This window comes from Anaeromusa sp. (assembly GCF_028691475.1).
Classification (GTDB): domain Bacteria; phylum Bacillota; class Negativicutes; order Anaeromusales; family Anaeromusaceae; genus Anaeromusa.
In genome coordinates this window covers 17166-36863 of the sequence record NZ_JAQUZF010000014.1, presented here as the reverse complement: position 1 = coordinate 36863, position 19698 = coordinate 17166, and the positions used below count along the sequence as shown (strand labels likewise).

15 protein-coding genes are annotated in these 19698 nt (G+C 49.8%); all 15 read right to left on the bottom strand.

The features are described 5' to 3' along the window. Positions 1–185: 185 nt before the first annotated feature. On the bottom strand, positions 186–791 hold the full coding sequence (locus PHF27_RS03695; RefSeq protein WP_300066189.1) for a YjbH domain-containing protein: 606 nt from the start codon (positions 789–791) through the stop codon (positions 186–188). Continuing rightward, positions 788–1822 carry a UDP-3-O-(3-hydroxymyristoyl)glucosamine N-acyltransferase gene (lpxD, locus tag PHF27_RS03690; RefSeq protein WP_300066186.1) on the bottom strand — a complete coding sequence of 345 codons (1035 nt, stop codon included), beginning with the start codon at positions 1820–1822 and terminating at the stop codon, positions 788–790. The genes PHF27_RS03695 and lpxD overlap by 4 nt, the downstream gene beginning before the upstream one ends. Positions 1823–1838: 16 nt before the next feature. Beyond that, on the bottom strand, positions 1839–2255 hold the full coding sequence (locus PHF27_RS03685; RefSeq protein WP_300066183.1) for an OmpH family outer membrane protein: 417 nt from the start codon (positions 2253–2255) through the stop codon (positions 1839–1841). A gap of 44 nt (positions 2256–2299) precedes the next feature. Continuing rightward, complete coding sequence (locus PHF27_RS03680; RefSeq protein WP_300066181.1) at positions 2300–3202, bottom strand: hypothetical protein; 903 nt, start codon at positions 3200–3202, stop codon at positions 2300–2302. Between the two features lie 74 nt (positions 3203–3276). Further along, positions 3277–3744 (bottom strand): OmpH family outer membrane protein, encoded by a 468-nt coding sequence (locus PHF27_RS03675; RefSeq protein ID WP_300066178.1) that lies wholly within the window; start codon positions 3742–3744, stop codon positions 3277–3279. A 247-nt stretch (positions 3745–3991) separates the two neighbouring features. After that, positions 3992–5284 (bottom strand): hypothetical protein, encoded by a 1293-nt coding sequence (locus tag PHF27_RS03670; RefSeq protein ID WP_300066175.1) that lies wholly within the window; start codon positions 5282–5284, stop codon positions 3992–3994. Next, positions 5284–7107, bottom strand: coding sequence for an outer membrane protein assembly factor (locus PHF27_RS03665; protein ID WP_300066172.1), 1824 nt, complete (start codon positions 7105–7107; stop codon positions 5284–5286). Before PHF27_RS03665 ends, PHF27_RS03670 begins: the two co-directional genes overlap by 1 nt. Before the next feature lie 18 nt (positions 7108–7125). Beyond that, entirely contained in the window at positions 7126–7689 is a 564-nt protein-coding gene (locus PHF27_RS03660; RefSeq protein WP_300066169.1) for a hypothetical protein, read from the bottom strand. Between the two features lie 165 nt (positions 7690–7854). Beyond that, the gene (locus PHF27_RS03655; RefSeq protein ID WP_300066166.1) at positions 7855–8487 is read right to left on the bottom strand and encodes a sigma-70 family RNA polymerase sigma factor; all 633 of its coding nucleotides are present in this window, start codon (positions 8485–8487) and stop codon (positions 7855–7857) included. A gap of 91 nt (positions 8488–8578) precedes the next feature. Continuing rightward, positions 8579–12988: a translocation/assembly module TamB domain-containing protein gene (locus PHF27_RS03650; protein ID WP_300066163.1), complete on the bottom strand. Its 4410-nt coding sequence runs from the start codon at positions 12986–12988 to the stop codon at positions 8579–8581. 26 nt (positions 12989–13014) lie between these two features. Beyond that, positions 13015–14304: a TolC family protein gene (locus PHF27_RS03645; protein ID WP_300066161.1), complete on the bottom strand. Its 1290-nt coding sequence runs from the start codon at positions 14302–14304 to the stop codon at positions 13015–13017. 155 nt (positions 14305–14459) lie between these two features. Next, entirely contained in the window at positions 14460–15749 is a 1290-nt protein-coding gene (locus PHF27_RS03640) for an MlaD family protein (protein WP_300066158.1), read from the bottom strand. Then, on the bottom strand, positions 15730–16506 hold the full coding sequence (locus PHF27_RS03635; protein WP_300066195.1) for an ABC transporter ATP-binding protein: 777 nt from the start codon (positions 16504–16506) through the stop codon (positions 15730–15732). Before PHF27_RS03635 ends, PHF27_RS03640 begins: the two co-directional genes overlap by 20 nt. Positions 16507–16537: 31 nt before the next feature. Further along, positions 16538–17314 (bottom strand): ABC transporter permease, encoded by a 777-nt coding sequence (locus tag PHF27_RS03630; protein ID WP_300066156.1) that lies wholly within the window; start codon positions 17312–17314, stop codon positions 16538–16540. A gap of 515 nt (positions 17315–17829) precedes the next feature. Next, positions 17830–19680, bottom strand: coding sequence for a SpoIVB peptidase S55 domain-containing protein (locus PHF27_RS03625; RefSeq protein WP_300066153.1), 1851 nt, complete (start codon positions 19678–19680; stop codon positions 17830–17832). Positions 19681–19698: the final 18 nt, after the last annotated feature.

Here is a 19698-nt window from a genome sequence, read left to right as displayed (position 1 = left end):
TCTTCATAGTGAGACGCCTCCTCAATACATTTACTTGTGCCTATCTTGTCGGGTCAGCACATTGTTATTGTATTGCCGGGCGTTTCTTTTTTCAAAGACCGTTTTTAGATATTACAGGAATGCTCTGTGTTACGTCATTATCATTTCCCAACATTGAAAGAAGGCGGCCGAAGCCGCCATTCTTTTTAGTACGTATAGCTTCCGCCCACATAGGTCTTGCCTGCATAATGCCCGGCATCCAGCCGAAAATCAGGTCCTACGGAAACGCGAACCCCAGCGCTCCACTGTCGTCCGTCTTGCTCCAAAAACAACTTAGTCTGCGGCAGCAAGGGCGCTTCTAGAGCGCCAAACAAACCATGATACCGTCCATTGCCAACACCAGCATGCAGACGCAAACCGAAAGGCAAGCCTTTACTGGCAACAGCGTATGTCGTCCGTTGCGCTTGCGCACCAACATCTTCCACGCCGACAGCAATGCCTGGACGCAAAATCTGCTCTTGCGCCAAGGCCCATTTTACATTCCATCTCACTGCAGCGCCTTGTTCCCCCGCAGTGCGGTGCAAAGCGCCAACTTCCAAAGCCTGCCCCAAGCCGAAAACAACTACCTCGTTCTTTTCTCCTGGCCGATTGTACCGGCCAATACTAAAGCTGTGAGCCGGTAGTACATCTGCGCTGACTACATTAGCCAAGCCCGTGCTTCCCTGTAGTGTCGGCGCCGCCTCGGCTTTACTAAAAGCAAACACGGCTAATACAGCTAGACAGGTCCATATTATGCGACGCTGGCTGCTCATACTTTGGACTCACCTAGCGACAGCTGCTTTAGCTGCGTTTCCAGTTCCCGCACACGTTTCAACAGTTCAGGAACTTTAGTAACTGCCGCTTCATTTTTCAGCCAGTCTTTGTACGGACGCGCCGGAAAGCCGCCGCAAAAGGAATTGCTGGCAATATTGCCAATTGGCGCGGAACGCGCTGCAAAAACGCAATTATCACCAATAACAAGGTGACCTGCGCTGCCGGATTGGCCGGCGAAAGTAACCCGGTTGCCGATTTTCGTGCTGCCGGCGATACCAGTCTGAGCCACAAAAAAACAATGCTCTCCGACTTCCACGTTATGCCCTAAGTGCACTAAGTTATCAATTTTCGTACCGCGGCGCACAACGGTCCAACCTGTTGTCGCCCGATCCAGGCAGGTATTAGCGCCGATTTCCACATCGTCTTCAATACGTACGCCGCCTACTTGCGGCACTTTGCGATGACTGCCGTCTACGGTCACAAAGCCAAAGCCGTCACTGCCAATAACAGCGCCGCTATGCACAATAACCCGATCTCCCAACTCACAGCCTTCGCGAACTGTTACATTGGGGTAAAGAATGCAATCATTTCCCACTCGACTACCAACACCGACATAGCTATGAGGATACACGATCGTATTAGCACCTATAGAAACGCCGGAATCAATGACCGCGCAAGGCATGATGGCCACATTATCACCCAATACTACATCTTCCGCCACGATCGCCGCAGGGTGTACACCCCGCTCAACCACTGGCCTCGGCGAGAAAATCTCCAGCAGAATCGCAAAGGCAGCGCGCGGATTGTCCACCCGCACCGCAACTTTTGGAAAATCAGTAGCAACATCCTTCGCCACCAGGACAGCTCCTGCGCGGCTGGCTGCCGCCTTTTCCAAGTGTGGCGCTACGGCAAAGGTAATATCCTCCGGCCCCGCCTCTTCAATATTCGTCACCGTGTTAATCGGCAACGCCGCATGGGACACGTCAATGACCCCAGATACCAATTTCGCAATTTCACCTAACGTTTTCATTCGTCCGCCGCCTCCTTTACTGGAGGCGTTTGAGCACTTCGTCGGTGACGTCAACGCCGCCTTGGGCTACTTCCCGCTTGTACAAAATAACCGTCAATTTCTTTTCTTGAGCAATTTGCTCCAGCGTCTTTTTCAAATCGCTTTCAAACTGTTCGCCAACTTGTTTCTGCAATTGACGATATTCTCCTGCTAAAGCCTGCTGCTTCTGCTGCGCTTCCGCTTGATCGCCGCTTTGCTCTTTCTGCATTTTTTCCATAATTTCTTTTTCTTTGGCGTCCAATTGATCCTGCAAGGTTTTGACTTTAGGACTTTCTTTAACTACTTTCTCCATATCCACAAAACCAACTGTCGGCTGGCTGCTGCAGCCGCCAACTAAAAGAACTGCAAAGCACAGCGCCAAAACCAGTGCAATCGTACGTTTTTTTTGCATCATGTCCATCATACTCCTCGTCACTCTAAAATAGACAGCATCCGTTCTCACGGATGCTGTAATGCTTGTGCTACCCATTCCGTAATATCTACCGCCTGCATGACTGCAATCGGTTTTCTTAAGACAATATCCACACCGCGCGCACTAGCGATGCGACCAGCCCGATCCTGCACTTCCTCTTGAATCAGGCGTTGCAGCTCTCGCCATTCCAGTTCTTGCTGCTGCAACTTTTCTTCCAATTCGCGGATTCGTTCTAGACTCAGATTTTCCGGCGTTATCTTTGATATGCTTGGGGACTCCACTTTCACCACGGGTGTTGGTCTAATAACAGTTTGCTCTTGCCGAATCGCTTCCCGCAATGGCGCCAGCGCCGCCGCAAAGCGTTGCGCTAGCTCCGCTTCTTTTTGAGCCAGCCGTCGCTGCTGCAATTGCTGCACCTGCGTCAACTGCAAGCGAAGCGCTTCCGCCTCTTGCGGCTGCAAAGATACAATACGAAGTTTTAATTGCAGTGAAACCACTTCCGGGTCCAATTCACGATGTACGTCTTCCCCGTACGCCTTCATTTCTTGATCCAGTTCTTTCCGCAGGCTTTTGGCCCGTTCTTGAAGCTGTTGCTGCAAAGCCACCTCTTGTAATGACTGTGTTGCCTGTGCTACAGCCGGCATGGCCGGCATAGCAAGAGTCTGCACGTCGTGCGCCGCTTGCAGCACCAAAGACTGCTTCAGCCACTCCAGCTTCTGTCTTCCAGCCAGCCACGCCGTCTTTTTGCTTTGCCATTCCAGATACTTGGGGTGCGCCTTCATTACTTTTTCTTCGTCCAATACCGCCCAAACCGTCGCCTTTGCTTGTTCGGAAGCCGGTTGGTTTCCGCAGGCGCTCACTGCCACCGCAAGCAGGATTAGAAATACCAATAGAATTCCTCGTTGCTGTCGGCTTTGTTTGGACATCATTCAGTTCCTCCAGTTGGACTTTTCATAGTAAGGAAGGACCGAGTCGAACAAAGGATCGGCTCGGCCTGTAAGTATTATTTGAATTTTTTGATAACCTCGTCGGTAATATCTTGTCCACCGTAAACGACATTGCCTTTGTCAATGACAATGGCCAGCCCTTTAGCATCGGCCACAGCCTTAACCGCTGCGGTCACTTTGTCGTTGACGCTTCCCAAAAGGGAGGCTTTTTTCAATTGCAGCCGTTCTTGGATCTGCATGTAGTAATCTTGCTTTTCTTTGTCGTTCATGGTAGCCGCTTTGGCGTCAAAATCTTTTTTAGCCAGTGCCACTTCGTCTTCAAAGGACTTTTGCGCTACCGTATAGTCCGGATGCTGCGATACGAGCATATCATAATTGACAACTCCTACGCTGCCGGAGCCAGCTGCTGCTGCATGGCTTACGCTGCCGGACTGCGACATCGCAATGCCCACCACGCTGAGTACAAAGAAGGCTACAATAGCCAGGGAAATCATGCGAATCTGACGTTTTTCTAATTTCATCATTTTTAAGTTTCTCCTCTCTTAGTTGGAACTCATTTTTCATTATACCAGGGCCTCTGCCGCCTTTCAAGAAAAGAAGATAGGGGATACGGGACAATTTAACAAGAGTAGAGGGAGTAAAAGGAGGGCACGATGAAGATAAGAACAAGATTTGAACAGGAGTCACGAGAGAATCTGAGGATTCGCATGAGGGTTGCGAGGATATGATTTTTTAACAAATCGAATCCCTCCGCCGCTGTGCGGTACTGCCTTAAAAGGTTGCGATTAAACGCAGCCAGCGTTCTTCGTTAGTAAAAACGTATTCGGCGCTTAAGAACTCATGCAGCCGATAGCGCACTCCCAGCTCGCTGGCGTGCTTATCTTCATACCGCTCCAGGCGCAAGCTCCACGGCCCACCCAATTGCTGACGCATCCAAATAATCTTCTCACCATCACGAAACTGATACTTTACTCCCGCTTCCGTCTGTGAAGACACTTGCCACCCCAAGCCAGAATACCAGCGATTCTTTACGTCATTGGGGAAAAAATCCCCTTCCACAAAAAGCTCGCTTTGCGGCATCGCTTTCCAGCCGGCATGAAGCCGCACTCGCGTCGCTTCGTTTTTCTTACCCATATCCAAATAGCCTTCGGCAAACATGCGATAATAACGACTTTCCGCATCCAATACTACTTCAGTTACCGGGCCGGCTCGCACTTCCACCAAGCGCATCTGCAAACCCAGCTGTTTTACCCATGAATGGGCTGCCGCCTTAGTTAACAATTGATCCGCAAGTACTTTCTCCTGACGCGCCACAAAGGCAACAGGCAGTTGCAGCCAGCCTTGCCCTTCCTGCTCTAAGTCTTTTTGCACATTATAAAGCAATACATTGGGCAAACTGCGCGATCGCAAGGTGACCTTCAAGGCTTGCACCAGCGGAGCTTGCGGCGTCATGGTCAGCTTGGCCTGTGTCTTTTTAGCAACTGCAACTTCCACTTCCGGCCGAAACTCCGGCAATTGATCAGTAAACCACTCTCTGACTACCGTACGCGCCAGACCAGTCCCCCAGTCCGCCGCGTCTACTGGCATTCCCAGCAAAACTTCATCTAAGATGTTTTTTAGCGTTTCTAGCTTAGCATCCAATTCTGCACGTCCTTGCGGAGGAAAAGACTTTTCCTCCACAACCAAGGTCGTATGCTCCACCACATCTCCCCAAGGACTTAAACGCAAAAAGATCTGCGTTTCTTCGCCCACGGAAATGGAAGCCCTTTCCACAGAATATCCTATTAAAATACGGTCAAATACCTCTCGTACCATACGCTCATACACTGCTTGCTTGGGTTCAATCACAGTTACCGGCCGCCCCAACAATACCTGCTCCGCTACCGCATGAACACTAGCTTGAATACGCAAAGCCAACTTTCGTGGCAACGGCTGCCCTTTATCATCGCTGATATTGACGGCTACTTTGGAAATGATAGGCTCCGCAGCCGACGCCGGGATGGTTCCCAAGCATTGTACCAGCAAGCACATTCCCAAACACAAGCCCAGCAGCCAGCGATTCATCAGAACTGGCCGCCAAAACTAAAGTGAAATCTCCCGCTTTCATCGCCTTTACCATAATCCAAACGAATCGCTCCCAAAGGCGTATTCATGCGTACCCCAACGCCAAAGCTCTTTTTCCAGGAATTATCACCACCGATACCAGACCAGGCTCGTCCTGCATCACTGAAAACTATACCATATACCTTTTTAGCCACGGGGAACCGGTACTCCAGAGTTGTCGCCCACATCTTGTTTCCCTTAAATTGATCATCCAAATACCCTCTTAACGAATCAGAACCACCTAGCGAAAAGCGTTGGCTGTCCGGCAATTCCCCATTGGCCCAGCCTGCCATCCCCCGGAAAGCCAACACATGATCACGTCCAACTTTACGGTATGTTCGCAGCTCTGTACTATACTTTTTAAATGAAAAGTCTCCTCCCAAACCGGCAAATTCACTAGAAACAGAGAATCGACGCCCTTCGGTTGCATTAAAAATATTATCGCGATTATCAAAGACTCGCTGCAGCGTCACGCTGTTCGTCGTCCCGTAGTTGCGTCCCAAGTAAGCTGAATTAAACTCAGGATTATAATGTTCTGTCCCAGGAGAAGCCTGGTAATCTACTGGGCCTTCCTCATAGCCCATATACGTGTCAGTCCGATGCTTTAAGGTAATATATTTCCTCACGAATTCCCCTTCGGGGCGCCCGAGAGTCACTTCTACGCCCTTACGCCTCTTATCATACGTAGAACGTTCTGTGTCAGTATTGTCATAGTAATCTGTGTATTCATTGGTCATATCATACACGCTGAAGCTAAGAGATGTTTCTTTGTCATCTACCCACGGGCGAGTATAACTAAATTCGTAATTACGATTTTTTCGGTTCGTGTTGCGGGCCCCTTTGCCACCAAGTTCCCAGTGAACCTTGATTTTATCACCAGTGCCGCGGAAATTGTTATCTCCTACTTCTAGAATACCAATGGTTCCGTCGGTTTTGCTGTAGCCAGCGCCAATGGTAAAGACGCCTGTTTTTTGCTCTACTACATCAATTTCAATAATCACGGCATTGGGTTCACGTCCAGGGTTCAGTTTAAAATTAACATCTTCAAAAAAACCTAAGTTATAGATACGCTGCAAACTTCTCTTAGCCAGCTTACTATTAAAAGGCTCGTTTTTCTTCAACTTCATTTCCCGAGTCACTACATAACTTTTGGTTTTTTCGTTGCCTTTGACAATAATATCTTCTACAACGCCTTCGTTGATACTGACCTTCAATACGCCATCTTTATCCAAGGAGAGATCGCTGACTTTAGCAAGTATGTATCCTTCTGTTTTATACAGTTCTTCAATAGCTGCCGCATTATCTTGCAATTGTTTCGCATTGAGCACTTTGCCTTCCGGCACGGTAAGCAACGCACGCAGTTTCTCTGTCGCTATTTTAGTATTGCCAACAATATTGACTTTATTTAGCACCGGATTTTCTCTCAAAACATAAACAACCTGCACGCCTTCCGGCGCCTCCACAAAGGTCGCCGTCACATCAGCAAACCAACCGCTTTCATACAATGCTTTCAAGTCGGTTTGGATGGAAACCGACTTCCACGCATCGCCCGGCTTTACCTGAATATACGGCAATAGCTCGCTATCCTTTATTACTTGATTGCCATGAATTTTTACGGCGCTAATTGTTCTCCCTGTATAATCCACTGGCCCGGCTGGCGTTCCTGCAGTAGAAGCTTCAGGCGCCTCCGGCGCCGCCAATACTACATCGCTGCTCATCATCCAGAATCCGCCTGACAGCCATGCCGCCAAAAGAACTTTACCGTATTTTTGCTTTTTATTCATGAATGTCCCCCTATCTGCCTATTGTCCTATGCCACGTAATGCTTTACCAGCCGCCCGCAAAGCTTTTTGCATCTCTTCGGGTGAAACAGCTTCCGCTTTGACGGCTTGCGAAGATTCCTTAAGTTCCCCTTGTCGATCTGGCTGCAGGCTAACCTCACTCTGAGAAGTCCTGCTCGAAAGTGAAGGTTCCGCCGCCTTTGTTTCCGCCCCCTGTGCCTCTGCAGCAATCGGTCTAGCCTGTATTGCCACAGCAGGCGCCGCTATCTGGCTATTTGCAGTAGGAATGGAAATACCAGGCACCGGCTCTGCTGGCGTTACATTTTGCTTAGCCCAAAAGATACCTGCGCCAGCTGACAAGGCCAATAACACGGCAAAAGCCATCGCCATTCTCTGCCAACCCCAGCGCGGCTGCAGCCAAAAAGGAAGTTTTCTGCCTTCGCGCACATGCTGCAATTCGGCTTGCGCTAAAAACAAATTCAACTCCCCTTGCATTTCTTGCCTTTTATCAAAAGACTCTTCCGCTTGATGCAACCACTGCCTAGCGGTTGCCAAACGATGGCACAACTGAGTTTTTGATTGCATCTTCTTCCACCTGCCTTTAAATACGACTATACAGTCCCAAAAAAGCAAACTTCTTTCAATTCTTAAAAAGAAGCAAAAAAACAGGTTAAACAAGCAAAAACAATAGCTAGCATCAAATTAAGCCGATTATATACTTCTTTTCTTCTTTCTGCTTTTCTTTCCCCTTTACCAATGCTGCATAAAGCGAGAGAGCATGCCGCGAATCCTGCGTACTCCCTGTTTTTGCAAACGATATACATGAGAAAGAGTAACATTTAATTCTTCCGCTAATTCTTTGGCTTCGCAGTCCCGCAAAAAAATACCGCTTACCACTTGCTGCTCCTTTGCCGGAAGACGTCCTAGCGCTTGCTGTACTTGTCCCACTAAATAGCGTTGCTCCACCTGTGTCGCCACAGCCGGACCGACATCCAACAATTGTTCCGCCAACGTGGCCCCGTCCGCCTCCAGCCAAGGTAAATCTATGGATGCCACCGTTTGACGGCCTTCCTTTTCCAGATAGTTCAACATGCGTCCTCGAATACGGTGCACGGCAAAGAGACTGAAAGCAACACCTCTTTTTGCATCAAAGCGCTCTGCCGCCTCAATCAAGCCTACCGTCCCTTCTTGAATCAAGTCCATTTTCAACTCGGTAGAGACTTGAAATGACATGGCCGTTTTAAAAACCAAAGGTTGGTAGCTTTCGATTAATAATTTCCGGCTGGCATCGTCGCCTTCTTGCTGCCATTTTTTCCATAAAGCAGCTTCCTCTGTAAAGGACAGAATATGAATTTGCTGCAATGCCTCCAGGTACTCCTTCATGTCACCCCTCCTCTCTCCGCTAATGCTTCAGGAAACCGGCAGTCCATGCATTTTTCCATATTTAATATAGTATATCATTTTTACGTTTTTCTTAAAATCGGATTTTTGTCTCAACGCCAACAATTTTACGCTTTTCCTCGTTAGTGGCGGCAAAAAAGCTTACATTTCGATTCAACTCATATTTTGCCTCCCAAGTATACAGCTTATTGTCCTGGTTGGTCGTATAAGTTACATACAGCTGCGGCGTCAAGTACTTGCCCAAACGAGCATTATAGCTTTTTTCTACATCCTCTTCCGTAGTATCTTTGCGTTTCAGCCATATATTCCCTAAAGAATAGCCTCGAATCATACGAAATTCATCCAGTCCCAATAAGTCACGCAGCGAATCTTCTACGTCACTGACCAGCCTAACTTCCAAGCCGGTACTAAAAAGGTCGTATACCTGCTCTGTACCAAGAGCGCTGCTGATACGGCCAAGCCCGGCCACTCCTGTATTGCGCCCTCGCAAGGTCAACATTTTGATGATTTCATCCTGCCCCATCGCCGGCTCTGAACGAAGCTGCAGCTCCATACTCTCCGCCGGCCCTGTAATACCTAGAAAAACAACATTTTGTTGGTAAACGGTTGTCGCCCGCAGCAGCAACACGGGTAAAAAAGTTCCCCGGCGTCCAAATTCCGCTTTGGCCACATTCACCTTAAAGGGAGTTCTCAAATATTTCACAGTCCCCCTTGTAGCATGCACTTCTCCTTGTAAATGCGGCGTTTGCAGCGTCCCTCCCGCATGAACAGCGCCTTCTAATTCCATATCATAGAGCAAGGGGTTATAGAGGCGCGCGCCACGCTCTACTTGAAAGTCTACATCCAAACCTAAATCCCAGCCCCACGAAGTATTACTATCAACGAGAGGAATGTTGACGCTATTGCCCTTGCCAATGGTGATCGCACCGTTCAGCTTAGGAGAACCATGATCCGGAAACAATTGCAGCTGCCCAGATAAAGGACCTTTAAAGTATTCGCTATCAATCTTGGCTTTATCCAAGTTTAGCTGCAACTGGTAAGCAACAAGCTCACGCCCTTGCAAATGAGCTTTCCCTGTTGCCGCAACTGTACCATTTCCCAAACGGCCCCGCAAATCTGTCAAAGACAGTTCGGTACCATCGAAGTCCATTTTGAGATGTACATCGGACAACGGTTCTTTTAAACCTTTAACTTTTACAATCCCTTTTGGCACTTCCACCTCGCCGTACCACAATGGCTGAGACCAAGTCCCTCCTAAACGCACTTCTCCTGTTAAAGGTCCTTCCGCCCAGGCTACTTGCGGCAACATTAACGGCAGCATGCCCAAATTGGCTTCGTTCAAATTTAACCGCAAATCCATTGGACCATCGACGCCATCGCCCCGCAGCGCCGCCACCGGCACAGTCCCCCTGACCCGAGCCCGATACGGCCCGCTAGCTAACGACGCCTGTTCCACTTCGATCTTTTTCTGATCAATCAACAACAGCGCTGTGGCTGAATCAAAGGATACGCCGCCAAACGTCCCTTGCGAGATTCCTATCGACAAGTTCACAAAAGGTTTATCCGCCGGCCCGGACAACTGAGCGACAAAATCCAAATTCCCCTTAGCGGAAAGTTTTGGGAAAAACCAGGTTGTTAAAATCCCTGCATCCAACCCAGTTCCGCCAACTTCCAGCTGATAATCTCCTTTTAAGTCCGCACTTCCTTGGGCCACCAGCTTGCCATTTGCGCCTTGTTTAGCCTCAAAACGATGGATGGTAACCACACTGCCTATTTGGCTGACATGAATATCCGCTTCTTCCACCGGATACCCTCTAAGCAAACCTTCCTGTAAATGACCATGTAAGTCCAAGCTGGGCACGCCGACCTCGCCGCCAATACGCACGACGCCATCTAAGCGGCCGTCCACACCAGAATCGGTGATACTCAAAACAGGCAGCAACTGAGCTAAATGGCTGTGTTGGACTTCCAGGAAACCATCAACCACGCCATTTTCTAAATTAGCATCGCCACGGAAAGAAATAGTTCCCTGTCCCAGTTGCGCGGAAAATTGAGGTATGCTTACATAAGAAACAACGCTCTCCACATGGCTTTTTACATTTTGTACCTTCTGCCCGTTTAAAGTTAGTTCAGGAACCGATAGATCGCCGGAAAAAGTAGGCCGGCTTCGTGTACCGCCAACCATACCGCTAAAGCTGACCAACCCCTTCACCGGATAGGGGTAATGTACCTGAATTTGCGCCAACTCAAGATCGTTGGCTTCTACCCGGAACGCCAAGTTCCCCTGCGCATCCATAGACCCTTTTGCTCTGAGACGAGCCCGCAAAATATTCAGCAGCAATTCGTCCAGGTCCAAGCTTCCATCTTCATGCAAAGCATATTTACCGCTCAAACGCGAAAAGAAATATGGCACAGCTTCAGGTTCCGTACGAAAAGACCCGTCACGCAAAATGAACTGCCCGCGTACAACAGGCGTTGTCATAGTGCCGCTAATCTGCATGGTGTTTTCCAATTTTCCCGTTACCAAAGCCGCCACGCCGGTTGCCGGCAGCAATTCCTCAAGACGAGCTTCCTTGCTTATCGCTTCCAAGGCCAGCCTACGTTGGCCTCTCCATTCCAAATTTCCTCGCAGCAAATGTTCGGCTTGTCCTCGTTGCAAGAGGCCCTGTCGCAATTCTAAACGATCACCGGCAATGTCAGCTTGTGCAACCAGCGAATCGTAGGGCGCTCCGGCCAATTCGCCAGAGCTAGCCTTCAGCTCCAATACGCCCTGCGGCTGCCGCCAGTTGCCAGAAAGCTGCACAGCTATATCAGCTCTGCCTGAGAAGGCTTTTTCCGGCAGAAGCGGCTGCAGCCGTTCCAGCGGCAACTGACTGCCAAAGAACTGCAACTGCACTTCTTCCCCGCGAAGATTTCCCGTGCCAGCCAGACTGCCTCCCCCGATTTCGCCCTGCAATTGCACATCTTGGCCGTCGTCGTGTTGAACCAGCACCGCAGTAAGACTTTCCGCAGCAACACCTTGCCAGCTTCCTGCACGCACCTCCAGCGTCCCCTGCAGTACTGACGGACGTGTCTCCCAGCCTTTTCCTTCCATATATCCGTCTACGCTGAGCATGCCCTCTACGCCTTGTTTGGCCAGCTCCGGAACCAACGAAGCTAAAGAAGGCAAGGACAGATTTCTTCCTTGGCAGGCCAGTCGATAACGCTGGTCCTTCCATTGCAGCCAGCCGCTTCCTTTGAGCAAGCCCCCGGCTACATCGCCCTCAAAAGAAGCCACAGTTACTTGTTCTGTATCTGCTTGCAGCCTTGCCTCAGCATTTTCTACCGACATCCCGCCAAGATCCGCCTTATGCAGTGCCACAATTCCCGCTACCTGCGGCTGCTTAAGCGAACCACTCAACTGCAAATCAAACCCAGCATCACCAGCCATGGCGATCGCGATATTGGGTACATATGATTTCAACTTTGCCAGATCCACATGATCCGCTTTACTTTGTAAATCAAAGGTAAACTGCTCCAGTTTTCCAAATTCCCCGGCCGCCCCCCGCGGTAAATGAAGATAACCGCGCACCACCGCCGACTGCCCTGCCGCTTTGCCGCGTAAAGCCACATACGCCTTATGCTCATTTTCTTTATGCAAAGAAGCCAAGGTCACCATGCCATTTACATCTTCCACAGGCACACCGGCGATCTCGGCAGACACATGTTCCAGCTGCGCATCCAAATTGACAGCCGGCCGGCCGCTGCCTTCCTGTCGCAAAAAAATCCCAGCCTGCGAAATGCTGCCAGTAAGATTTTTTATCTGAGCCTCTGCAGGCAATAGCGGCGCCAACTGAGAAAGAGCCAGTTGCGGAACCTGAAGGTTTACCAGCCCCTGTCCTTCATCGTTCCAGCGGCCTTGGGCCGTCAGCTCCTGTCCGTCAAAAACGGTCTTCAAATCCAATACGGTTTTGGATTCTTCGCTGATATGCACCGAGCCGGCCAAGTTTTCCAATTTCCACGCCCCTCGCGGCAATGAAATATGTACAGTTCCTTCTACCAAGATAATATCTGCATCCAACCGGCTTTCCCCTTCCGGACGCTGGCGCAAAAACTCCTCCCAGGGCCATGTTCCCTGTGAGTCTTGCTCAATGAACACGCGAGGCTGCTCCACCTTTATCTCCGAAACCGCTTTAACCGGTTCCAACTGCCCCAAGGCCCGCAATGGATTTAGCTTCACCTCTATGCGCTGCGCGGTCATTAAAGTCACTCCTCCCGGCGCCGCAGTTCGCAGCTCGGTATCGCGCAAAACCACCGACAGCGGCGTTTCCCAGGAAACAGAGCCTACCGACAGTTCTCCCCCTAAGGACGCACTGAGCTGCTGCACTACGCCAGGACGAGCCTCCTCCAGCCAGGTTGCACTCCACTGGTATATTCCCCAAAAAAGAAGGAGGGTCACTGCAGCTAAAACACTCGCCCCTTGTACCAAGCGACGTTTGTTCACACTCGTCCCCTCCTTTCTCTCCCTATCTATTTACGAGCAACAGGAATCCCCATCGCTTTTTCCAATTTCGCCTTGCTGGTGTTGTAGTCGTATAAGGCTTGAATATAGTTGGTTTTCGCCTGTGTCAACGCTACCTGCGAATCCATTACATCCAAATTGGTGCCTACGCCAGCGCTGTAGCGAACTTGAGCAATTTTATAATCTTCTTCAGCTTGTAAAACCGCCACTTTGGTCGTATCAATGCGCTTTTCCGCTTCCTGCATGTTTAAATAAGCCTGACGCACTTCCAGATGAGCGGCATCACGCGTCTTGCGCAGCTGCTCCTGCGCTTTTTCCACCGATGCCTTAGCCTGGCTAATTTTTGCATCGGTCAAACCGGAATCAAATACATTCCAGTTAGTAGTAACATAAACGCGCCAGTTACTATTGTTGTCTCCGGGAAAAGCGTCATCATAAAAATCGTACAATGAAGACAAAGCAACAGTAGGCTTTTTACCGCTTTGCGCAATTTGCACGCCTTTCACAGTCGAAGTCAAAGAATCTTTGGCCTGCAGTACATCTGGACGATTCTTTAAAGCATAGTCGATACAGTCTATCATCGACTGCTCATATTTCTGATATGCCAGTTCCTCCTTCAATGTAATCTTCGTGTCCAAGGGCAGTCCAATTACATTATTGAGAGAAGAAACCGACACCTCATAAGTGTTGTCCGCTTTAATCAGCGTCTGCTTGGCATTGGCCAATTCTACTTCGGAACGCAGCACATCGGACTTGGCTACAGTACCAACATTAAATTGCGCCTGCACATTTTTCAAATGCGCTTCCAGGCGTTCCACCGACTCTTTATCCACTTGAACCATATTGCTGGCTTGCAGCACGTCATAATAGCCGGTTGTTGCATCAAGCTTCATCTGCTGCCAAGCCTGTTCCACGCTCAGGTTTGCCGAATGCACGCCTACCTTGGCTTGATCAATGGACCCTTCCAGCTGCCCGCCCGTATAAAGAGGCACCGTCATAGTCACTGTATTTTCGTACAAGTTTTCAGTATACGATGAACTATAGTTTCCGCCGCGACGATTGTCAGTATGTGTATAGTTCAACACTGGCATACGTCCGGCCCGCGCCTGCCGCAAAGCGCCTTCCGCCTTTTTCTGATCCGCCAATGCCATTTGGCCGGTCGGATTAGTAGCCAGGGCCTTTTCAATCGCTTCCTGCAACGTCAAATCAACGTCAGCCGCCCATGCAGTTTGCCCGCACAACAACCCGCTTACCAGCATTGCTGTCATCACTGTTTTCCAACCTTTACGTTTCTGCACCTTGCATCCTCCTTCATATTCCAAGCCGTGTTATAAACTCAATCTCATTTTTATTGCTCCACCGTCTGACCAAGCAGTCAGCACAGCATAGCTTCTCCATTATACGAGCGTTTTTTCTTGCTTGTCAATGCTCTCCTCCCACCCTCAACTTCCTTTTAAAAAGAAGTCCTAACACCAAAATAGGTGGTTTCGCGCGTATTCTTACCGGCGCTGTCCGTCTGGCCCACTAGCCAGGTCTGCGGCGCAATGCGCCACTGACTGCGCACTTTCCAGCGCAAATCATTAGGGTCATAGGCATCCACGGAAACAATCCAGTTTTTGCTCAAATGGTTATCCACACCCAGTCCCAGCTTACTATCCATCAAGCCCGCCCTAAAGTCAAGATCGCCATTGCGCCGTCCCATTTGCAAGGTAGTCTTAGTTCCTTCCCCCAGACTGGAAAAACCTAGCAAGGCAAAGTCCTTTTCCGAGGTATCCAGACGAAAGTCAATATCGGTACGATATTTCCGTTGCTCCGGATTATAAAAGAAATCAACATCGCCGCCTATCTTCATAGAGTCAAACTTGCCCAGCATACGATTGGCCTTCTCACTGGCTTCCCTGGCATTACGCAGAGTTGCTTTGATATTGCGGCTTGTTTCCGGATCGCTCGCAATCCCGTCTAATGAAGTAGCAATACTTTCAATTCTCGCACTGGCTTTTTTCATGTTATGCAGCATTTCGCGCACATCTCTGGCGGTTTCTCCGTTATTATCCAGCGTAGCCACCATCGTATCCACCCGCGCGGACAAATTGCGAAGATTTTCCGACATCACTTGCAAATTCCCCACCATGGTACGAATGTCGCCTTCATTCTGCACAGCCATACGCGCCAGCGCAGCAGTAAGCTCTTCCATGTTTTGAGCAATCGCTTTCGAACGCAAAAGCGCTTGCTTCAAGGAGTCCTTTACTGCCGGATCCCCCACTAGATCATTAAAATGCGCCAGCAACGTCCTCATTTCCGCCATTGTTTTGTCGGCGGATGCCATGACGGAATCGATTCCCTGCGCCTCTGCGCCGACCACAACCTCTCCGGGATGCAGATTGTGCTCGCTAGGTTTGTTCGGCGGTAAAATCGTTATGTACTTTTCTCCTAAAAGTCCTTCTGAAGCAATAGTAAAGACAGACCCGCGCGGAATTCGCACATGGTCAAAAATACGCAAGTTTACCGTCACGCCGGTAGTCGTCATTTCCACCGACTGCACTCGCCCCACATCTACGCCCGCATAACGAACAATGGCCCCATCTTTAAGGCCGCCGACCTGACTGAATACAGCTTGAATCGGATAGCCTTTGGTCGTTAGGCTAAAGCCTCCCAAGTACATAATCATCAGGGCCAGCAGTACCGCTGCCGCTATGGTAGCCGCACCAACCTTCACTTCCGTGCTATTCGTGCTTGCCTTCACTCAACATCCTCCTCATGGCGGCCGTCCCTGGCCGTTTCATTCCATGAATAAACTGATAGACAACAGGATCTGCCGTCTCTTGCATCCGTTCTTTCGTATCAACGGCAATGACTTTTCCTTCATGTAACATGGCAATCCGATCTGCAATGCGCATGGCGCTGTTCATATAGTGCGTAACCACTACCGAAGTCACTCCAGTCATACGTCGGGCCCCTAAAATCAGCCTGTCTATTTTCTCTGTCATCACCGGGTCCAAGCCTGCTGCCGGTTCATCATACAAGACTACTTCCGGGTTATTGGCAATGGCTCTAGCCAAGCTAACCCTTTTCTTCATGCCCCCCGATAGTTGCCCTGGCAGCAGGTCTTCCCGCCCAACCAAGCCTACCATACGTAGTTTACGCCGAACGATCTTGGTTATTTCTTCTTCCCCCAGTTTCGTATGCTGTCGCAAGCCAAAGGCTACATTATCGCCTACCGTCATAGAGTCAAATAGAGCCGAATACTGAAAGACCATGCCCATGCGCAAACGAACTTGATTCATAGCCTCTTCGTCCAGCTGCGTTACATCCTCCCCCAGCACCCAAATGCGACCGCTCGTCGGCTTAGCCAAGCCGATGATCAAACGCAGCAGCGTACTCTTGCCGGAACCGCTAGGGCCGATAATGACAAAAATCTCACCTTTATGGATTTCTAAGTTAACATCGCGCAAAATATGTCGGCCATCCCACTGGACATTGACATCTTCCAGGCGAATCACAGGTTCTCCCACACCCACAGGCCACCTCGTTTCAACGATACAGAAGCAACGAAAGAAAATAATTGCTCACAAATATTAAAATAATCGAATTGACAACCGAACCGGTCGTCGCTTTTCCGACGCCTTCGGCGCCAGCTTCCGCGTGCAAGCCTTTATAGCATCCCGTTAAGGCGATAATCACGCCGAAAAAAGCCGCTTTCACCAAGCCGCCGGTAACATCATTCACCACGGCAAACACTTTAATAGAATTCAAAAATGTCTGCGAACCAATGCCTGCGTAAAAAGTAGCCACCAAATAGCCGCCAATGGTTCCGATCAAATCTGCAAACACCACAAGCATCGGCAACATGACAACCATCGCCAAAAGGCGGGGTACAACAAGATACGCCACCGGATTCGTCGCCATTACTCGTAATGCATCAATTTGCTCCGTTACCTTCATCGAGCCGATTTCAGCCGTAATGGCAGCACCTACACGACCGGCAACCACCACGCCTGTCAAAACCGGCGATAGCTCGCGGCCCATAGCAATGGCAATAACACCGCCCACTGAAGACTGCGCTCCATACTTAATAAATTCACTAGCCGTCTGAACCGTCATAACCATGCCGGTAAACAGCATAGTCAGCATGACAATCGGCAAGGAGTTCACTCCCAAATGGGCCATTTGCTGCAGCGTATGACGCACGCTCGGTCGCTGTCGAAACAGCTGTCGAAACGTGTCCAGAGCCAAAAGGCTAAAACGGCCGCAACGCGCACACGCGCCTAACACAGACCGACCAATTGCTCCAAAAAATTCTTCGACCATGCGCCGCCTCCTTTTTGCCTACTTGCCAATTTTTTATAATTCCATACCGAGGGCGCACTTCCCTGCTAAGATGGTGAAATTTTTGGAGAAGCAAACAAAAGAAACGGAACACAGAGGAACAGAGAAAAAGCCAGAGGTAACAGAGAGAAAAAATTCGAACAGAAGAATCGGCGACAGCGCTGGATGTGCTCCATGGATGACAGAGCAACCGACATCCGCAGAGGGTACCCATGAAGGTTACGAGGCACGATCTATTATAATTTGAAAATGCACGAGGGGATTGCTTCACTGCGTTCGCAATGACGAAAATCACTTAAAGTGGCGGGGCTTTGTGTAGTATATGACGGCCAGCTTATCACTTCGTTGCGAGGAGCGCAGCGACGCGGCAATCTCCTGTAAATTTTAATCTCTGCCTTTTCTCTGGCCTTTCTCTGTTACTCTGTGTGAAACACTTTTTTCGTTCCTTTCTCATTACAAGAGGCCCCTGATGCGAACAGCACCAGGAGCCTCTTAGCTTATTTTTTAACTTGCAGGGTCACCATGGTATCCCCGTCAATAATATAGTCTGTCATAGTCTTGGATTTGCCTTTGTCGTCTTTCTTATCTTTCGCGCCAAGCAAGCCGTTTTTCCCCTGGGGTTTATTTTCTTTTTTCTCCACGATCGGTTCTTCCGCTTTGGCTGCCTTGTTTTGAATCTTTTTCGCCTGCATGGCCCCCGGTCCTTGTTTGGCCATTTCTTCTTCTAAGGGAGCTGGCTCGACGACAATGTCGTTATTGCGATCACTTTCCGTAAAGCGTTTCACTTCTTCTTCCAACGTACGGGTACGCTTTTTCTGCAAAAGTTCCAGCAACAAATTTCCCTGGCCTTCCATAAGTTTAGCAATGGGAATCGAACCGCCGCCGCGCACCAGCAACGACAAATTGCCTTCCGGTTGTGTTTTGGGAACTTCATAGTTGACTGTTCGAATAATGTTTTCACCCCGATACGGTTTTAACGTAATCTGAATCTGCGCTTTTTCCCCGGGCTTTACACTAGCCTGCACTGCTTTGGCCTGCGTAATCACCGCTGTTTTCCGCTCTTCCTCCACTTCAATCTGCACGTTCACGTCAAACAGCGTCAAGGCCTGAAAAGAGTTGCCAGCCAACAAATTCAAGCCTTCAAAAAGTTCTCCCATGGCGGTTTCGCCAATATTGGCCGGACTATAAAACATATTCTCGCGCACTACTACGTCTCCCGGAACTCCAGGCGCGGAAATTTCGAATTTCACTTTAGCCGTCCCCGCCCCTTGACGATCCAAGGTTTTGTCCACCACATTATACACTGCCGCCGTAGCTAAAAGCGGTGTCAGTTTTTCATCTTGTACTACTTGCAACCCGGCATCCTGCTGGCGTTGCAAATCCTTGTCCATTACATGGACTCGCACAGGCACAATATTCGGATATACGCCTACCTCGCCAGCAATGCCGGCGCCTCGATCTTGCGCAATTTTTCCAACCATAGGACCGGCGGAGCCTAGTTTAAATCCGCTTTCTAAGCTGGGAACGGTAGTAAAAATATAAGCCTGACTTAAAAAATAACTGCTGCCGCCGCGGCGCAAAAACGGATGTCCAAAGGCAAGTATTTTACCATCTTCCACATAGGTCACCGTACCAATAGCGCCCACGCTAACATCGCCGCGCACCAGTTCCGCAGCCAAGGCGCTGCCAGGCTGCAACGAGCCATAGACGGCACTTTCCGGCGACGCGCCGACAGCAAAAGGAACCAGATTCAAAGGCTTCACCTTTTCGCCCAGCCACTTAAGCGCCTGCGGCGTAAAACCTGCAACCATCAGCGGCGTATCCAGCGGACGCAAAGAGCCGCTCATAGCTAAGGCCTGCTCTTTGCTTGCTTGGCCCGCTTCTCCCGCTAACTGCTTATTCTTTTTTTCTTCGGTAATTGACGGATTCGTCTTTTTTTCCGGCGCCGGCTCCCACAATTTCAACATGTCTCCAATGGGGGTCAGCATGCCCACCCGATGATCCGTCAAGGACCACCCATAGGCAATAGCGCCGACCAGCTTGCCGTCAATATAAACAGGGCTGCCGCTCATCCCCTGCACAATGCCCCCAGTCCGATCAATAACGTCACCATAGGTGCGCACCAAGATTAAATCACCGGAAGGTCCCTTATCTTTCAGTACGCCGATAACTTCCACGCCAAACTCTTCAATATCGGTTCCAGCCACTACCGTTTTGGCTATGCCTTGCATACCTGGGCGCACATCGCCTACAGGCATAATGTCCGCCGCTAACGCTAACGAGGAAAAGCTCCAGAAGAAAAAGGCGGCCGCCAGGGCCGCTCCCATTTTTTTAAAGGTAGTCAACATAGTTTGAGTCCTCTCACT